Origin of the sequence: Streptomyces sp. NPDC051913, from assembly GCF_044593635.1 — a bacterium.
Lineage (GTDB): Bacteria > Actinomycetota > Actinomycetes > Streptomycetales > Streptomycetaceae > Streptomyces.
The window spans coordinates 37,216-54,942 of the sequence record NZ_JBIUCI010000012.1 but is presented as its reverse complement, the minus strand read 5'-3'; the positions used below and the strand labels follow the sequence as shown (position 1 = coordinate 54,942).

General features: G+C 70.8%; 16 protein-coding genes. 6 read left to right on the top strand and 10 right to left on the bottom strand.

Going from position 1 to position 17,727, the window contains the following annotated elements:
* Positions 1-144: 144 nt before the first annotated feature.
* Positions 145-2,574: a polysaccharide lyase 8 family protein gene (locus ACIHIX_RS31505; RefSeq protein WP_399962098.1), complete on the top strand. Its 2,430-nt coding sequence runs from the start codon at positions 145-147 to the stop codon at positions 2,572-2,574.
* Here the strand turns inward: ACIHIX_RS31505 and ACIHIX_RS31500 are convergent.
* From ACIHIX_RS31500 to ACIHIX_RS31470, 7 genes are all read right to left on the bottom strand, one after another.
* Positions 2,561-3,379: a hypothetical protein gene (locus ACIHIX_RS31500; RefSeq protein ID WP_399962096.1), complete on the bottom strand. Its 819-nt coding sequence runs from the start codon at positions 3,377-3,379 to the stop codon at positions 2,561-2,563. The genes ACIHIX_RS31505 and ACIHIX_RS31500 overlap by 14 nt on opposite strands.
* A gap of 78 nt (positions 3,380-3,457) precedes the next feature.
* Positions 3,458-4,903, bottom strand: a complete 1,446-nt coding sequence (locus ACIHIX_RS31495; protein WP_399962094.1) for an HAD-IA family hydrolase — start codon at positions 4,901-4,903, stop codon at positions 3,458-3,460.
* A 25-nt stretch (positions 4,904-4,928) separates the two neighbouring features.
* Entirely contained in the window at positions 4,929-5,972 is a 1,044-nt protein-coding gene (locus tag ACIHIX_RS31490; protein ID WP_399962092.1) for a hydroxyacid dehydrogenase, read from the bottom strand.
* Positions 5,969-6,841 carry a carbohydrate ABC transporter permease gene (locus ACIHIX_RS31485; protein WP_399962090.1) on the bottom strand — a complete coding sequence of 291 codons (873 nt, stop codon included), beginning with the start codon at positions 6,839-6,841 and terminating at the stop codon, positions 5,969-5,971. The genes ACIHIX_RS31490 and ACIHIX_RS31485 overlap by 4 nt, the downstream gene beginning before the upstream one ends.
* Complete coding sequence (locus ACIHIX_RS31480) at positions 6,838-7,695, bottom strand: carbohydrate ABC transporter permease (RefSeq protein ID WP_399962535.1); 858 nt, start codon at positions 7,693-7,695, stop codon at positions 6,838-6,840. The genes ACIHIX_RS31485 and ACIHIX_RS31480 overlap by 4 nt, the downstream gene beginning before the upstream one ends.
* Before the next feature lie 313 nt (positions 7,696-8,008).
* Complete coding sequence (locus tag ACIHIX_RS31475) at positions 8,009-9,319, bottom strand: ABC transporter substrate-binding protein (RefSeq protein ID WP_399962087.1); 1,311 nt, start codon at positions 9,317-9,319, stop codon at positions 8,009-8,011.
* 147 nt (positions 9,320-9,466) lie between these two features.
* Positions 9,467-10,561 (bottom strand): substrate-binding domain-containing protein, encoded by a 1,095-nt coding sequence (locus tag ACIHIX_RS31470; protein WP_399962084.1) that lies wholly within the window; start codon positions 10,559-10,561, stop codon positions 9,467-9,469.
* A gap of 197 nt (positions 10,562-10,758) precedes the next feature.
* On the opposite strand from ACIHIX_RS31470, the gene ACIHIX_RS31465 reads away from it, so the two are divergent.
* Positions 10,759-11,514 carry a TetR family transcriptional regulator gene (locus ACIHIX_RS31465; protein ID WP_399962082.1) on the top strand — a complete coding sequence of 252 codons (756 nt, stop codon included), beginning with the start codon at positions 10,759-10,761 and terminating at the stop codon, positions 11,512-11,514.
* Positions 11,515-11,675: 161 nt separating this feature from the next.
* The gene (locus ACIHIX_RS31460; RefSeq protein WP_399962533.1) at positions 11,676-12,089 is read left to right on the top strand and encodes a Zn-ribbon domain-containing OB-fold protein; all 414 of its coding nucleotides are present in this window, start codon (positions 11,676-11,678) and stop codon (positions 12,087-12,089) included.
* Between the two features lie 114 nt (positions 12,090-12,203).
* Here the strand turns inward: ACIHIX_RS31460 and ACIHIX_RS31455 are convergent, their stop codons facing one another.
* A complete protein-coding gene (locus tag ACIHIX_RS31455; protein ID WP_399962080.1) occupies positions 12,204-12,590 on the bottom strand; it encodes a PPOX class F420-dependent oxidoreductase in 387 nt (128 codons plus the stop codon).
* A 123-nt stretch (positions 12,591-12,713) separates the two neighbouring features.
* Here ACIHIX_RS31455 and ACIHIX_RS31450 point away from each other — a divergent pair, with 123 nt between their 5' ends.
* The 3 genes from ACIHIX_RS31450 (at position 12,714) to ACIHIX_RS31440 (ending at position 16,159) form a co-directional block, all read left to right on the top strand.
* Complete coding sequence (locus ACIHIX_RS31450) at positions 12,714-13,796, top strand: hypothetical protein (RefSeq protein WP_399962078.1); 1,083 nt, start codon at positions 12,714-12,716, stop codon at positions 13,794-13,796.
* 51 nt (positions 13,797-13,847) lie between these two features.
* Positions 13,848-14,669, top strand: coding sequence for an SAM-dependent methyltransferase (locus ACIHIX_RS31445; protein ID WP_399962076.1), 822 nt, complete (start codon positions 13,848-13,850; stop codon positions 14,667-14,669).
* A gap of 110 nt (positions 14,670-14,779) precedes the next feature.
* A complete protein-coding gene (locus tag ACIHIX_RS31440; RefSeq protein WP_399962074.1) occupies positions 14,780-16,159 on the top strand; it encodes a S1 family peptidase in 1,380 nt (459 codons plus the stop codon).
* Between the two features lie 82 nt (positions 16,160-16,241).
* On the opposite strand, the gene ACIHIX_RS31435 is transcribed toward ACIHIX_RS31440, so the two are convergent.
* Positions 16,242-16,406: a hypothetical protein gene (locus ACIHIX_RS31435; protein ID WP_194082231.1), complete on the bottom strand. Its 165-nt coding sequence runs from the start codon at positions 16,404-16,406 to the stop codon at positions 16,242-16,244.
* Between the two features lie 137 nt (positions 16,407-16,543).
* Complete coding sequence (locus tag ACIHIX_RS31430; RefSeq protein WP_399962073.1) at positions 16,544-17,707, bottom strand: ROK family protein; 1,164 nt, start codon at positions 17,705-17,707, stop codon at positions 16,544-16,546.
* Between the last annotated feature and the right edge of the window lie 20 nt (positions 17,708-17,727).

The window sequence follows — 17,727 nt, the reverse complement described above, 5'->3', positions numbered from 1 at the left end:
CTCCTTCCGTCCCGTGCTTCGGGTAGGGATACGGGGCGGACGGCCAGAGAGTTCATCCTCACCTCCTTGACTGAAACGATCGATACGTTCAAAATGGCGTGATCTATTGAGCGTTTGAGCGATACCGTGCTAGAAACCGCCGTCATGACGACTCGTTGGTCACGTCGCGGCCTGCTGGCCGCAGCCGCAAGCACCGGCACCGCCCTCGCGCTGGGCGTCCCCACGCGGGCGAACGCCGCTTCCACGTCGGACGAGTTCACGACCCTGCGGGCGAAGTGGCGCACGCTGATCCTCGGCGAGGGCTTCAGCCCCACCGCCGAGCCCTTCAAGAGCCGGCTCACCGAACTGGGCACCACCGCGTCCCAGTGGCAGTCCTCCCTGGCGCCGGCGTCCGGCTCGCTGTGGCCTGACCTGGTGTACGCCGACCCGGAACCCGACACCGACCAGGAGTCGTACGGCTACTCCGGCAACCTCAACACCAGTTACAACCGGCTCAGCACGCTCGCCCAGGCCTACTGCCAGCAGGGCACGGGTCTGACCGGCGACGCGGCCCTCAGGACCGCGATCCTCACCGGCCTCGACCATCTGCACACCGAGGTCTACAACGCCGGGCAGACCCGGTACGGCAACTGGTACAGCTGGCAGATCGGCGCCCCGCAGGCCCTGCTGGACGTGTGCGTGCTGATGTACGACGCCTTGTCGGCGGCCCAACTCGCGAACCACCTCGCCGCGGTGGACCACTTCGTCCCCGACTCCGCCGTCGCGAGCTACAGCGGCACCAGCACCGGGGCCAACCGGGTCGACCTGTGCCGGGTGCTGGCGCTGCGGGGGATCGTCGGCGCGAGTTCCGCGAAGGTCGCGCTGGCCCGGGACGCCCTGTCCCCCGTCTTCCCGTACGTCACCAGCGGTGACGGTCTCTACGCCGACGGGTCCTTCGTCCAGCACACGACCGTGCCGTACACGGGCTCGTACGGTTCCGTCCTGCTCGGCGGCCTGGGGATGCTGTTCGCGCTGCTCTCCGGGTCGACGTGGCAGGTCACCGACGCGAACCGGCAGATCGTGTTCGACGCCGTGGAGAACGCCTGGGCACCCTTCCTCTACAACGGACTGGTGATGGACGGTGTCTCGGGGCGGGCGGTCAGCCGGGGCCTCTCGGCCGCCGACACCAAGCAGATCCAGCAGAACGACCATCTGCGCGGTCACCCGATCCTCGCGTCGATCGTCCTGCTGGGCCAGAGCGCGAGCGCCGGCGAGAACGCGCGCTGGCGCGGTCTGGTGAAGGGGTGGATCCAGCGTGACTACTACAGCCCGCCGTTGAGCGACCCCTCTCTCGGGCTGACGGGGCTCGCCCGTCTCCAGAGCGTCGCGGACGACACGACGGTCACCGCGATCGCCGAGCCGACCGGCCACCGGCTGTTCACCGGCATGGCGCGGGCCACCCACCGCCGACCCGGCTGGGCCGCGTCGCTCAGCATGGCCGACCGCAGGATCACCTACTACGAGACCGGCAACGGCGAGAATCTGCGCGGCTGGCACACCGGCTCCGGAATGCTCTACTGGTGGGGCGACACCTACGCCAACGGCCAGTACAGCGACGCCTTCTGGCCCACCGTCGACCCCTACCGCCTGCCCGGCACCACGGCCTCCCGCACGGTCCTGGCGGACGCGGCCGGCGGCGACTGGGGCGCCTCGCTGCCGGACGTGAACTGGGTGGGCGGGGCCACGGACGGACAGCGGGCCGCGATCGGCCAGTACCTCAAGGGACTCCAGTCCACGCTCCTGGCGAAGAAGTCGTGGTTCTGCCTGGACGACTCGATCATCTGCCTGGGCGCCGGCATCAGGTGCACCGACGGCACGACGGTCGAGTCGACGATCGAGAACCGCAACCTCGGCCCCACCGGAAGCCACGCGTTCACCGTCGACGGCACCACCCAGTCCACCGCCTACCCGTGGTCGCAGACGTTCACCGGGGCCGGCTGGGCACACATCGGCGGCATGGGTGGCTATGTCTTCCCCGGTGGCGCGAGCTTCACCGCGCTCAGGGACGCGCGTGACGGGAGGTGGAGCGACATCAACAAGGGCGGCTCCACGACGGTCCTCAACCGCAGGTACCTGACCCTGTACGTCGACCACGGCACGAACCCGACCGACGGAACCTACGCCTATGTGCTCATGCCGGGTGCAACCGCCGCCCAGACCCAGGCGCGTGCCGCCGCCACCGGCTGGCTGAGCGTCCTCGCCAACACCGACGACCAGCAGGGCGTGACCGTGCCCTCGTCGGGGTTCACCGGTGTCAACTTCTGGTTCGGCGGCACGGTCGGTGCCCTCGTCGCGAGCGACCCGTGCTGCGTGACGGTCAGCGAGAAGGGCGACGGCACGGCGGTGATCTGCGTCAGCGATCCGAAGCGGATGAACACGAGCCTCACGCTCACCTGGAACCGGGCGGTGGCCTCGGTGGTGTCCAAGCCGTCCACGGTCACCTCGGCCACGACGGGATCCGCGCTGCGGCTGACCTTCGGGGACATGACCGGCCTGGCCGGAGCCACCCAGAAGATCACCGTCACCCTCGGCTGAGGAAAGCGCGCAGGGACGTCTTCAGCGCCGCCACGAAGGCGTCCCGCGCCGCGTCGTCGAGCACGTCGAGCGACAGATAGGGGTTCAGGTCCTCCAGCTCGACCAGCAGCAGTTCCCCGCCGGGGGCGCGGCAGGCGTCGACGCGCTGGATGCCGTGGTCGAGGGAGTTCCAGTCGATGAACCGGCGCGCGAAGTCCAGGTCGTCCGCGGTGGGTGCGTACGGCTCCAGCCGCCAGCGACGGTCCGGGTGCGGCGCGTACAGGGCGTACTGGAAGTCGTGGTCGACGAAGTAGAAGGACACCTCGTAGGCGAAGTCGACGCAGGGCTGGACCAGGACGTCGCCGCTCGCGTGGGCGCGCACCTCGGCGGCGGGCACGATCTTCAGACCCATGGAGTCGGCGCCCAGCTTGGGCTTGACGACGTACCGGTCCGTGGCCGGCAGGCGGTGCAGGTCGTCGGCGCGGTCGACGGTGGGGATGACCGGGAATCCCGCGGCATGGAGGTCGAGCAGGTACTGCTTGCCGGCCATGTCGGCCCTGCCGGAGAGGGGGTTGTAGACGCGCGTTCCCGTCGCGAGCGCGCGCTCGCGGAAGGCGTCGTAGGCCTCCTGGTGGGTCAGCACGGGACCGCTGTTGCGGATGACCACCGCGTCGAAGGCGTCCATCAGGGCCGCCGCGTCCCTCGGGTTGCACAGGGCGAGGTCGAAGTCCTCGCGCAGCCGTGCGGTCAGGAAGATGTCCTCGTCGCAGTAGCGCCGCCCGCGTGCCTCGTAGGCGAGGTCGGTGACATACAGGATGCGCGGCATGCGGATCTTCTCCTCGACGGCGGCGGGAGGCGATCGTATGCGGCGGAAGCACGTCGAACAAAATGCCGGATCACCAGGTCACAGCCCCGCCGCCCACAGCTCGCGCCGGCCGATCCCCTTCAGGTCGGCCACCACCGTGCGGCGTGGTGCCGGCGCGATGGGGGCGTACGACGGGACGGCGAGGATCCGGCAGCCTGCGGCCTCGGCGGCCGTGACGCCGGTGGGCGAGTCCTCGACGGCGAGACAGGCCGCGGGGTCGACACCGAGGTTCCGGGCGGCGGCGAGATAGGGGTCCGCGGCGGGTTTGGTGCGGGGCGTCTCGCCGTCGGCGACCGTCGTACGGAACCGGTCGGGGCCGAGGAGGCCGAGGACGGTGTCCACGACGGGTCGTGGGGAGGCCGAGACCAGGGCCGCGGGGACGGCCAACTCCCGGAGGAGGTCGAGGAGTTCGAGCGCGCCGGGCAGCGGGGTGGCTTCCTGCCGGACGGCTGTCAGGAAGCGTTCCTCCAGCTCGGCGGCCAGGTCCCGCGGGTCACCGCCGGTGCGGGCGTGCAGGTGGGCGGCGGTGTCGGAGACCGAGCGGCCGAGGACATGGGCCACCTCGACGTCGGGTGCGCTCGCGCGGACCGTGCGCAGCCACAGCGACTCGGTGTCGACGAGGGTGCCGTCCATGTCGAGGAGCACGGCGTGCGGGGCGGCGGCGAAGGGACGGCCGTCCAGCGTCCAGTGCCGGTCGGGGTGGCGGCCGAGGGCCGCGAACGCCTGGGCGGCGACGTCCACCTGCCGCACTGCCGGCGGTGCGGCGCCGATACCGGGGCCCGCCGCGGCCAGCCACGCCGTGCGCTCCTCTGCGCTGCGGCCGCCATGGCCGCCCGCGTCGACGTGGCCGTGGTCGGTGACGACGAGAACGGTCCAGTCCTCGTCGCCGTGGGAGGGGCGGGAGCGCAGGGCGGCGAGCAGGCGGCCGAGGCGGAGGTCGGCCTGTCGTATCGACGCCTCGTACGGCTCGCCGCAGCCGAGGAAGTGCGCTGTCTCGTCGGGGGCACCGAGGTAGACGAACGCCGCCTCGATCTCGTCCTCGGCCAGGACCCGCACGGCCGCGTCGGTGATCCGGTCGTCGCAGCGTTCCCAGGCTTCCGGGGTGTCCGCGGTCGGCTCGATGAAGACGGTCCTGGACGGGGCGCGGAACAGGGGGCCGCCGTCGCGGACCTGCATCAGCGGGCGCCAGCCGGCCGCGACGAAGGTGCGGCGGCCGTCCTGTTCGGCGAGCCGGGTGGCGAAGTCGGGGAAGACGTCGAGGCGGTGCCCGGTGAGGTCGTTGCTCCACACCCCGTGTCGGGCCGCGGTGACGCCGGTGACGATCGTCGCCCAGCACGGACCCGACATGGTGGGGGTGTCCTGGTCCACCTCGACGGGGGTGAGGAAGCCGTCGGCGGCCAGGGCGTCGAGGTGCGGGGTGGGCAGCCGGCGCAGTACGTCGAGACGTACGCCGTCGATACCGACGACGAGGACACGGTTGCGCACGTTCTTCCTTTCGGTGGTGGGGTGTTCAGGCCGACCGGGACAGTTCCTCGGAGCCGACCGGGTGGGCGAAGGGCAGGCCTTGCGCGTACCGGGAGACCTCGTCGATGGCTCCATCGGTCATCCGGTGCAGCTCGTTGCCGAGGGAGCCCGCGATGTGCGGGGTGAGCAGGACGTTGGGCAGCGTGTACAGGGGCGAGTCGGCGGGCGGCACGTCCGGTTCCGTGACGTCGAGGACGGCGTGGAGGCGGCCGGTCACGAGGTGCGCGGTGAGGGCGTTCGTGTCGACGAGGGAGCCGCGCGCGGTGTTGATCAGGGTGGCACCGTCCCTGAGGAGTGCGATGCGGCGGGCGTCGAACATGTGGTGCGTCTCGGGGAGTTGGGGGGCGTGGATGGAGACCACGTCGCTGCGCCGGGCCAGTTCGTCGAGTCCGACCGGCTCCACTCCGAGGTCGCGGGCCTGCCGGTCGTCGACGTACGGGTCGTGCAGGAGCACGTCGAGGTCGTGCGGGCGCAGCAGGTCGAGGAGTCGGCGACCGATGCGGGAGGCGCCGACGACTCCGACCGTGCGGTGGTAGTTGCCGTGGCCGCTGAAGTACGGGAGCAGGTCGGGCCGGGCGCGGAGGGCGGCGTAGTCGCGGGCGACATCGAGCACGCGCTTGTTCGCGAACAGGATGGCGGCCAGGGTGAATTCGGCGACCGGCAGGGCGTTGGCCGCGGCCGCGGAGGAGACCGCGATGCCGCGTCGCCAGACGGCGTCGGTGACATGGTGCTTGACCGAGCCGGCGGCGTGGACGACCGCCCGCAGCCGGGGCAGACGGCGCAGTGTCTCCTCGGTGAGTTCCGGTGCGCCCCAGTGGGTGAAGAGCACCTCGGCCTCGGCGAGTCCACCGGCGTCCGCGGTGGCGAGGTCGGTGACGACCCTGGCGAGGTCGACTCGCGCGACGGAACGGAGTCGGTCCAGGGAGCCTTCCGCCAGGAGCCGTTGGTGGAGGGGGAAGTCCATGGCGAGCAGGACGGTGGGCGGCCGGCTGGTGTTCAGGAGGGTGCCTTCCTGGACGGAGAGGGTCATTTGACGGCGCCCGCGGTCAGGCCGGAGCGCCAGAAGCGCTGGAGGCACACGAAGGCGACGATCAGCGGGACGACGGCGACGAGGGAGCCGGTGATGACGAGCGAGTAGTACTCGGGCTGCTGCTGGGTGACGCTGTTCCACATGAACAGGCCCAGGTTGACCGGGTAGAGAGAGTCGTCGTTGAGCATGACGAGGGCGCCGAAGAAGTTGTTCCAGCTGGCGGTGAACGAGAACAGGAAGATCGTCATGAAACCGGGCGCCAGCATGGGCAGGGAGATCCGGGAGAACACGCGCAGTTCGCCGGCACCGTCCACGCGGGCCGCCTCCAGCACCTCGCCCGGCACATAGCCCTCCGAGAAGACGCGGGCGAGGTAGACACCGAACGGGTTGACCAGGGCCGGCAGCAGCAGCGCCCAGTAGGTGTCGACGATGCCCGCCTTGCTGGCGAGCAGGTACATCGGGAGCTGGATGACGGTGGTGGGGACGAGGACACCGCCCAATACCAGGCCGAACAGCTTCTCCTTGCCGCGGAAGGCGTACTTGTCGAAGGCGTAGCCCGTGGCCACGCACAGCAGGGTGGAAGCGGCGGAGCCGACGACGGAGTAGAGGATGCTGTTGCCGAACCAGCGCAGGTAAATGCCGTCGTCGAAGGTCAGGACCCGTTCGAGGTTCGCGAAGAGGTTGAAGTCGCCGAAGGCGAAGCCCGAGGTCGCGAACAGGTCGCGGTGGTTCTTGGTGGCGGCGAACAGCAGCCAGCTGACCGGCATGAGCGTGTAGAACGCGGCCACGATCAGGATGCCGTTGACGGCTCCCTTGGAGAGCAGGGCACTGGTCGTGGCGCGGCGGCGGGTGCTGGTGGGGGTGTTCATGACGTGGCCGCCTTCCACCGGTTGCCGAGCCGGGTGACGAGGTGGGAGAGGGCGATGCCGAGCAGGGCGAGTATCAGGGACGCGGCGGCGGCCAGACCGTAGTCGTGCTGCACGAACCCGGCCTTCCAGATGAAGAGCGTGGGCGACCACTCGGTGTCGATGGAGGGCGCGCCCCGCTGGTTGAGGAGTTTCGGCTCGGTGAAGATCTGGATCGCGCCGACACAGGTGAACAGAACGGTCATGACGACCGCGGAGGCGATCATCGGGACCTTGATCCGTAGGGCGGTGCGCAGGGCTCCCGCGCCGTCCACGACGGCCGCCTCGATCACTTCGCGCGGGACGGCCTGCAACGCGGCGTAGAAGATGACCATGTTGTAGCCGGTCCACTGCCAGGCGCACAGGTTGACCATCGAGGCGAGCACATGGTCGTCGCGGTAGAAGTCCCAGGACCCGCCGAGCGCGCCGATCCAGTCGAGCACCGGGCTCAGACCGGGTGTGTAGAGGTAGATCCAGATGATCGAGGCGATCAGTCCGGGGATGGCGTGTGGCAGGAACAGGGCGAGCTGGAAGAAGCGTTTGGCGCGGGCCAGCGCGGAGTCGACGAGGAGCGCGAGGGCGAGCGAGCCGCCGATCATGACCGGGATGTAGAGGGCGCAGTACGCGGCGATGTGTGCGAAGGAGGAGCGGAAGCCGTCGTCGGCCAGGGCGTTGGCGTAGTTGTCGAGGCCCGAGAAGACGCGTTCGGCGCCGCCGAAGCCGAGTCCTGAGGAGCGCTCCTGGAAGAGGCTCATCCAGAGTGCGTAGGCGATGGGGGCGACCATGACCACGGCGAACAGGATGAAGAACGGGGCGATGAGGAGGGCGGCGGTGCGGCGTTGGTCGCGCTGGAGTTGTGAGGTGCCCGGTGACGGGTCTGGGGGCCTGTGCTTGACCTGTCGCTTGGTGGGGCGGGTGGAAGTGAGGGCCACGTGGGCTCCTTGGCGGGCGGGGTGAAGGGCGGAGGTGAGGGGTGGGGGGTGGTTCGGCTTGTCGTGTGGCCGCAGGGGTGTGGGGGCTTGTCGCGCAGTTCCCCGCGCCCCTTGGGTGCGTCGGGCGGGCCTGGATCTGAAGTGAGCCGGGCCCGTCCAATCGGGGAAGGGCCACACCTGTGGCCGGCTCGCGGTGCTGCTACTTCGCGAGCTTCAGGCCCCGGTCCGTTATCCCCGACTCCGCCTTCTGCTGGCCCGCTTCGACTCCTGCCGTGAAGCCGGACTTGGCGGTGGTGTCCTGGACGGCGGTGTAGACGTCCATCTGGTTGGGGCCCCACGTCCAGCCGGGCACGATCGTGTCGACCTGCTCGGAGGCGAGGGCGTAGAGGTCCTGACCGTTCAGGTACGCGGTGTCGAACCTGGCGGCGGCCACCTCGCGCATCTCGGGGTTGGCCGGCAGCGCGCTGCTGGGCGACTCCAGGTCGGCGAGGCGGGCCTCGACACCGGCCTTGTTCGTGGTGAGCCAGGTGATGAACTCGGTCGCGGCCTCGGCCTGGTCGCTGCCCTTGAGGACGCCGTAGGAGGTGCCGCCGTAGTTGCCGCTCGCGGCGGTGCCCCAGTTGGGGATGGGGGCCGCGGCCCACTTGCCGGCGAGGTCGGGCATGGACGTCTTCATGCCGCCCGCCGACCAGGAGGCGCCCAGGTAGGAGAGGGTCTTGCCGTCGGCGCGGGCCTTGGTCTCCTCGGGGCTCCAGCCGGCGAAGGACTGCACGAGGCCGTCGTCGACGAGGCCGTCCCAGTAGGCGGCGACCTTCTTGGTGGCGGCGTCGTTCACCGCGGGCTTCCAGGCGTCGCCCTCGGTCGCGAACCACTTGCCGCCGGCCTGCCAGGACAGCGCGGCCAGCAGCGCCGGGTCACTCTTCGGCATCGAGGCGAGACGGACGTTCTTGTCCTGCTTCTTGACCTTCTCCGCGGCGGCCTTGAACTCGTCCCAGGTCTTGGGGACCTCGATGCCGTACTTCTTGAACAGGTCGGTGCGGTAGTAGTACAGCTGCGGGGCCACGTCGTAGGGCACGGTCCAGGTCTTGCCGCCGAAGGTCACCAGGCTCTGCACGGACTCCGGGAACTTCGACTTGACCGTTTCACCGGCGTACTTGGTCGAATCGATCAGGTTTCCCTGGCTCGCGAACTCGGGGACCATCTGGTACTCGATCGTGGCCACGTCGGGCGCGTTGTCCGCCTTCACCGCGTTGGCGAGCTTGCTGTAGCCCTCGGTGCCGCCGGGTATCTCGGTGAAGTTGACCTTGATGTCCTTGTGCGTCCGGTTGAACTCGTCGACGGTCGACTGGGCGCCGAGGGTCCAGGTCCAGTAGGTCAGGGTGACCGGCTTGCCGTCGGACGCGGCGTCCGAGGAGTCGTCGCCGCCGCACGCGGTGGCGGTGGCCAGCAGCCCCAGCGCGGCGACGGCGGCGAGGGAAGCGGTACGGAACGAACGTGAAGTGCGCGTCATTGCACGTCTCCTACGAGACCTCGTACGGGAAGAGGCGGACGCAGGACATCTTTTGTGCGCGGTCGATCAGAGTCAAGAGCATTCGCGCAAGACAATCAAAACGATCGAACAACGCTCAGGGATCGATCACTTCGCTCCGAGTCGGGCTCAGTTGGCGGAACGGCGGCCTCCGCAGGACGCGCGGATCCTCAACTCCGGGAGCAGATCGAGGTGTTGACGCGGCGCCGGGTCCGCCGCCCCGCTCCCCCGCTCCGCGAGCCGCTGGAGCAGCAGCCCGGCGGCCAGCTCACCGACCGCGCGCTTCGGCGGCGCGACGGCGGTGAGGGGCACGTCGGCGAGGCCGGCCACCTCGTCCTCGTACACGATCAGCGCGAGGTCGTCGGGCACCCGGATGCCGCAGGCCTGGAGGCGGGGCACCAGCACGATGGCGTCGGCGTCGCTGTGCACCAGCGCGGCGGTGACACCGCGCTTCTTCACCGCCTCGACCAGGTAGTCGACGCTCGCCTCGTAGTCGCCGTGCTCCCGCACGGTCGGCGCGCCGGTCGCGACGTCGAGGCCCAGGGACTCCACGGCGGCCCGGTAGCCCGCCGTGATCTGCGCGGCGTGCGGGCCTTCCTGCAACACCGCGGTCACCTTGCGGTGGCCGAGCGCGGCGAAGTGGCTCACCGCCACCGCCGCGCCGTGCGCGCGGTCGGTGCGGACCCGGTCCAGTGCCGCCGCCGGGTTGGTGGGCGGGGCGAGCCGCTCGACGAGGACGGCGGGCACACCGTGCTCCAGCAGCCACTTCTCCTGACCGTCCACGGGGACGCCGTCGAACCAGCTCGGGGCGACGATCAGCCCCTGCGCCCCGCCCGCGACCAGGTGCTCGGCCTGCACCGCCTCCTCGGCCTCGACATAGCCGGTCACCCCGAGGACGAGCCGGGCACCCTGCGCGGCCGCGGCCTCCCGCGCGCCGTGCACGATGTCCGCGAACAGGTTCTGGGTGTTCGGCACGATCATTCCGATCACCGCGCCCTCGGCCGTCGCCGGCCGCACCGGGGCCTCGACCGCGGCGTCCCCCGGCCACACCACCGCGCCGTGCAACCGCTGCACCCTCCCCTGCGCGGCCAGGGCCTCCACATCGCGCCGCAGGGTCACCGCGGACACCCCGAGTTCGGCGGCGAGGTCGGCCACCCGGAGGCTGCCGCGCTGCCGGACTAGTTCGAGCACCCGCTCATGACGCTGGTCGACATGCAGTCGCATGGAATCCCCCTGGTGCGAGGCCTGGACGAACGTTCACCGGGCCGACGCGGAGCGTGATCCCGGGCCGCTCACTCTACGCCTCCAAGCGTATCGATCACTTCCGATCAATACGATCGCGCAGACCTGTAGTGCACTGAGTCCCCCAGTTGGAGAGCACTGAGTGCCATACCGGACGTACCGGTGCTACGTTCCCGTCCATGAGCTCCAGCAGCGCGGCGCCCCGGCGCGGCGAGAAGACGGAAACGGCGGCCGCCAAGCCGCCCATGCGCGACGCCCTGGTCGCGGCGGCGTTCCAGCTGTTCCTGGAGAGGGGGTACGAGCAGACCACGGTCGACGACATCGTGGCGCTCGCCGGGGTGGGCCGGCGGTCGTTCTTCCGCTACTTCCCCTCCAAGGAGGACGTGGTCTTCCCCGACCACGAGCGCTCCCTGGCCGACGTGACCGACTACCTCGCCGCCGGCGACGACGCGGACGACCCGGTGCTGCGGGTCTGCGAGGCGGTCCGGCTGGTGCTGCGCATGTACACCGAGAACCCGACCTTCTCCGTGCAGCGCTACCGGCTCACCAAGAAGGTTCCGGGCCTGCGCGCGTACGAGCTGTCCGTGGTGTGGCGCTACGAGCGCGCGTTCGCCGAGTATCTCCGCCGCCGTCTCGCCGGACGGCGCGACGGGTCCCTGCGGGCCGACGTGATCGCGGCGGCCGTCGCCGCGGCGCACAACAACGCGCTGCGGTCCTGGCTGCGCTCGGACGGCAAGGGCGACGTCGGCACGGAGATGGACCACGCGCTCGGCTACGTCCAGTCGGCCTTCGGCCCGTCGCCCACCCCCACCGGCGCCGGGGACGCCGAGGACTCCGAGGACGTGGTGGTGCTGGTGTCCCGCCGCGGGGCGCCGCTGTGGCGGGTCGTCCAGGAGATCGAGGCCACGCTGGAACGGGATCCGGGACAGCGCTGACGCCCACCGGGCGCCGCAAATTCAGGGTACCGAGTACCTTTACGGATGACACTGAGTGCCATACGCTGCGGATGTGCACGGTGGCACAGAGCGCCGCGCACATCCGTGCCCGGGTGACCCGCGCACGTGGGATTCCGGTCGAGCGCAGGGAGTTGACCAGCGTGTACCACTTCTCAGGAAGCGTTGCTCATCAGGCATCCGGTTCCGCGGCGGCGGTCCTCGAACCCGCGGCCCCCGAACAGAACGCCATGGTCTTCCAGCGCTGCAACTGGTGCGGCACCGCCATGTACCACCGGTTGCTGTGTCCGGTCTGCCAGGGCAGCGACCTGCGCACCGAGCGCAGCGAGGGCACGGGGACGGTCCGGCACTCCACGGTCGTGCACCGCAACACGCCCGCCGCACGCAACGTGTCGATGATCGAGATGGCCGAGGGCTTCGTCGTCCGCGGCCGGGTCATGGGCCCGCCCATCGGCATCCACAGCGGTGACCGGGTCCGCCTCTCCACGGCCAAGGACCCCGTGCGCGGTGAGCCCGTCTTCCAACTGCTCGACGAGCCCTACCGCGCCTGGACCTGACAGCGATGGCCGGTGCCTGCAACGGCGGCGCCGTGAAAGGGAGTTCGGCTCATGGGGACGGCCGTCCCCCGGAACTCCTCCAGGAACTCCACCTGCCCTCCCCCTGTCCCCCGTTCAGTCCGTCAGCGTCACCCGGATCCCCACCGTGCCGCTCGTCCCCCGGCGCAGTCGGCTGCCGAGCAGGGTCAGGCGTCCGAGGACGCCGTACTTGCGGGCGATGAGCTTGCGATAGCGGGCGCTCGTCTGCGCGTCGCAGATCTCCGCGGTGCCGGGGACCGACTCACCGGTGGGGTTGCCGCGCAGGTCGCACGGCCCGACGAGGACATCGGCGCGGGCCCTGATCCGCTTCACCTTCCAGGAGTCCGCCGCGGACCACACCCCGAGCGTGTCCCCGTCCCGGACCACCCATACCGGGGTGGGTACCCCGGTGCCGTTCTTTCGGAAGCTGGTGATCAGCAGATAGCTGCCGGCCGCGAGCCGGTCCAGCGTCGTGTCACTCATGCCCGGAGTCTAGGCAGCGGCCCCTCGGCGCGCCCGCCTCGGGTGGGTGCCCGGGAACAATTCGGTTCACCTCGCGGTGCGCACGAGGGATGCTGGGGGTGGCGGACGGACAGGGAGCTTCGTGTGACAGGGAATCCCGAGGAGGGCGTACGAGGAGCGGTCCCGGGGGCGCTCGTCGAGGTGGCCTGCGACGAGTCGGGGTCGGACGGCGAGAACCTCACCGGCGGCAACACGGACGTGTTCGCGCACGGCAGTGTGGAGGTGCCCGTGGAGACCGCCGCCGCGTACCTCCTGGAGCTGCGGGAGCGGATCCGGTCGCCCGCCGAGGAGTACAAGGCGAACCATCTGCTGCGAGAGAAGCACCGGGCGGCACTGGAGTCCCTGCTCGCGGCCTCGGGGCCGCTGTACGGGCACGCTCATGTGCACCTGACCGAGAAGGCGTACTTCGTCGTGGACCGGGCGGCAGCCCTCCTGCTGGACGACAGCCACGACGGCGCCGACGGCCACGACAGCCACGGTGGCGCCGCGCGGGTCCTCGTCCTGTACCGGCAGGGACCGGCGGACTTCGGCCCGGACCGGTGGCGGACCTTCCTGGAGGCGGCGAACCACCTGCTGCGGGTACGCGGCAACGGCGAACCGGACGAGCCCGTGGCCGCCTTCTTCCGTACGATCGCCGCCCTGCGCCGCGCCGCGCCCCGGCCGGAGGTGGCGCACACCCTGGAGCGGCTGGCCGCGACGCGGACACGGGCCGACGCCTACCGGGCCCGGGTCGGGGAGCACTATCCGCTGATCCCCGCGCTCAATCCGCTGCTGCCCGCGATCGTCCACACCGCCACGCACTGGAGCGCGGGAGGCCGCCGTACGGTCCGGCTGGTCCACGACCGGCAGAACATGCTGACCCCGGACCGTATCGCCTGGATCGAGGAGACGGCCGGTCGGGCGGGCGTCGGCTTCGACGGCATGGAGCTGGTCCAGGCGCGGTGGGATCCCCGGATCCAGCTGGCCGACTTCCTCGCGGGAATCGCCCGCAAGATCGCCTCCGACGTGCTCAACGGGCGTGGCGATCCCGCGCTCGTGGCGCTGCTTCGCCCCTATGTAGGGCCGACGTCCGTGTGGGGCGACGAACGCAGCTGGGCCGTGCTCTCGCCGAACGCGCCGAACGGAGTTGTTTCCGCACCCTCGGCAGACGCCGACCTCGCGGTCTAGATTGCGCGTTGTCGTCGTATCCGAGCAGGCACTCCAGGAGAACAGAGCCCCGTGACGGACCACTCGCCGGCCACCGCCGCGTCCCTGCGCGGCCGGATCAACACGCTGCAACCGCACACGGCCCGGATCTGGAACTACTGGCTGGGCGGCGGGGACTACTACGAGGTGGACCGGGTGGCGGGCGACCGGATCCGGGAAATCCACCCGGCCATCGACGAGTACGCCCGCGCCGACCGCCGCTTCCTGGGCCGTGCGGTGCGTCATCTCGTCGGCGAGGCGGGCGTCCGGCAGTTCCTCGACATAGGGACCGGGCTGCCCACCGCGGAGAACACGCACGAGGTCGCCCAGCGCCTCGCCGCCGACGCGCGGGTCGTCTACGTCGACAACGACCCGCTCGTCCTCACCCACGCCCGCGCCCTGCTCACCAGTACGCCCGAGGGCCGCACCGACCATCTCGACGAGGATCTGCGCAATGTGGACGCCATCCTCCAACGAGCCTCCGCCACTCTGGACTTCAGCCGCCCGGTCGCCCTGATGCTGCTCGGCGTGGTCATCTTCATCGGCGACGACGAGGACCCGTACGGCCTCGTGCGCCGGCTCATGGACGCGTTGCCGGCCGGCAGCCATCTCGTGCTGTCGCACACCGTCGTGCACCCGGGCATGCCGGACGTGGACGAGGCCGTCCGGTTCTGGAACGAGCACGGCACACCCCGGCTGACGCAGCGCGCTCCCGAGGCCGTTGCCCGCTTCTTCGACGGTCTGGACGTGCTGGCCCCGGGAGTCGTGTCCTGCTCACGCTGGCGCGCCGAGTGCGTGGACGGGGCTGAGCCGCCCGAGGTGGCCCTCTACTGCGGGGTCGGTCGCAAGAACTGACGCCGCCCGCTTGAACACGACGGCCCCGGCGCGCGTATGAGGGGAGGGCACTCGACTTCCGCGCGGCCCCGCGGTGTTGTCGCCGCACGTTCGGGGTTCGGGAGCCATGCATGAGGCACGCACGACGACGGATGGTCCGGCGAGCGACACGGCTGGCCGCCGTCGGCGGACTCCTGTTGGGCGGAACGATGGTGACCCGTGCCGTCGCGAGCGAACCCGAGGGAACCCCCGCCCTCCCCCGTACGACCGCCGCGTCCGCGGGGCAGACGGGCACCGATCTGGTGGCCCGGCTGGGCACTTCGCGTACGGCGGGCAGCTGGATCGGTACGGACGGGCGGCCGGTCGTCGCCGTCACCGACCAGAAGTCCGCCGCCGAGGTGCGCCGGGCGGGCGCCACGGCGAAGGTCGTCCCGCACAGCATGGACGAGCTCAAGTCGGCGACGGGCACGCTGCGTTCGGCACCCCGGGTGGCCGGGACGGCGTGGGCCGTCGACTACCGGACCAACGAGGTGGTGGTACGGGCCGACAGCACTGTCTCCGCCGGCGACTGGAAGCGGCTCACCGAGGTCGCCGAGGGCATCGGCGGTTTCGTACGCATGGAGCGCGCCGAGGGCACGTTCACACCGCGCGTCAACGGGGCGCAGCCGATCCTGTCGACCGGTGGGCGCTGTTCGGCCGGCTTCAACGTGACGAACGGAACGCAGGACTTCATCCTCACCGCCGGGCACTGCGGCCCGACCGGTTCGGTCTGGTTCGCGGACAACCGGGGCCGCACGCAGCTCGGCAAGACGACCGTGCAGAACTTCCCGGGCGCCGACTTCTCCCTGGTCCAGTACGACAGCGGCAAGGCGGGCGACGGTGCGGCGGTCGTGGCCGTGGGCGGCGGCAAGGGGGTGCAGATCACGGGGGTGGCCGATCCGTCCGTGGGGCAGCGGGTGTTCCGCAGCGGCAGCACGAGCGGTCTGCGCGACGGGCAGGTGACGGCGCTGAACGCGACGGTCAACTATCCCGAGGGCACGGTGACCGGTCTGATCGAGACGAACGTGTGCGCCGAACCCGGGGACAGCGGGGGGCCGTTGTTCTCCGAGGGGATCGCGCTCGGCATCACGTCGGGCGGCAGCGGTGACTGCACGGCGGGCGGTACGACGTTCTTCCAGCCGGTGACGGCGGCACTGAACCAGCTCGGGGTGCAGCTTCTCGTGGCGGCCCCCGCGGGTGGCGCACAGCAGGGCGCCTCGCCGGCTCCCTCCGCCTCCGCCCCGCAGGGCGCGAGCGCTCCCGGTGCGGCCACGCCGGGGTCGTCGGCACCCGCGACGGGCGGGGGCGCCGAGGGTGAGACGCTGCTGGCCCGGCTCACGGACACCCGGAACGTCGGTCCGGGGCTGCTGGTGGTCGGAGGCAGCATGATCGCGCTGGTGGCGACGCGGTACATCCGGGCGGAGCAGGACCGCAAGGCGTATCAGCGGTACTACTCGGCGACCTGGGGCTGAGGCCCGACGTGCGAAAAGGCACCCGTGAGAACGGGTGCCTCCAGTGGCCTTGCGTGCTTGCGCGGTATTCCGAGGAGGGACGTCAGGCCGGCTGCGGGGCCGCGGCGGCCCACTCCAGGACGAGCCGCCGGTATTCCTCGCGCTGCTCGCCGCTCAGTGTCCCGCCCGACCGGAACCACAGGGCCCGGATCTCCTCGTTGACCTCGTCAGCCGACCTATCGGAAGCCGGTTCAACAGTGGTGGACATGATGTGAAGCATACGGGGCCGCAGGTGAAGGCGCCGTGAGTAAGTACGAGCAATGCGGACATTTCGGACCGTGTTGCTGATCACGTCCATCTGGCCCCCATGTCTCGGGAGTTCACCCAGGTCAACAGTGGTGGAACTCACGATTCCGCCGTCCCGAGGACCAGTACCTGGATCGCCAGGACGGCCGCGCCGCGCGCCCAGTCATGGAAGTCGGACACCTTGGTCTCCAGGTCGATCGGCGCGGCCAGCGGATGCCGGTGGAAGCGGATGGTGTCGTCCACCGCCTTGCCCGCGACGTCCATCAGACCGACGCCCTCACCGGCGAGCAGGATCTTCTGCGGCATCGCGAAGTTGGCGATCTGGGCGATGAGGACGCCCAGCGCCCGCGCGGCCTCGTCGATGACCCGGGCCGGCATGGGCTCGCCCGCGGCGGCGAGGGTGAGGATCTCCTCGTAGGTGTGGTCGCGGCCGGTGGCGGCCCGCACCTGATAGCGGATGTTGGGGATGGTCAGCAGGGAGACGGCGCTGCCGCGTTCACCCTCGGGCGTGAGCGGACCGTACGGATTGACGATCCAGTGCCGCCCGAAGCCGCGGTCCTCCTCGGCGTAGGGGACCCGGCGACCGCCCAGCACCAGTCCGTAGCCGAGGCCGGCGCCGATGGTGAGCACGACGAAGCGGTCGAGGCCGCGCCCGGCGCCGAACCAGGTCTCCGCCTCGACGAGCGCGGCGACGTCGTTCTCTATGACGACCGGCAACCCCGTGCGGTCCTCGACGAGTTCGGCGAGCGGGACGTCCCGCCAGTGCAGGAACGGCGACTCCCCGACGACGGAGCGCTCCTGGACCAGACCGCCCACGCCGATGCCGATGCCCGCGACCCGCGAGGGGTGGGCGCGGGCCAGCTCGTCGGTCATCTCCGCGAGCAGGTCGGCGACTTCGGCGGGGTCGTGGGTGGTGAGGGGCCGGTCGTGGCGGGCGACGATCTCGCTGCGCAGCGTGGTGACGACGCCGTAGGCCATGTCGCCCGTGACCTTGAAGCCGATGAAGGAGCGGGAGTCGGCGACCACGTCGAGCGGCTGCGAGGGGCGGCCTTGGCGTACCTCGGCGGACGCGCCCGCTTCGGGCACCTCGATCAGCAGTCCGGACTCGATGAGCGGCTTGGTCAGCCGGGTGAGGCTGCCCGCGGACAGATCGAGGCGGTGCGCGAGCTCGGTGCGCGACAGGGGTCCGTGGACGAGCACCTCGATCGCCACCGAACGCTCACCGGGGCTCAGGGGGTGCCAGCTGGCGGCTACTGCGGTCATGACGGTCAGTATCCCCCGTC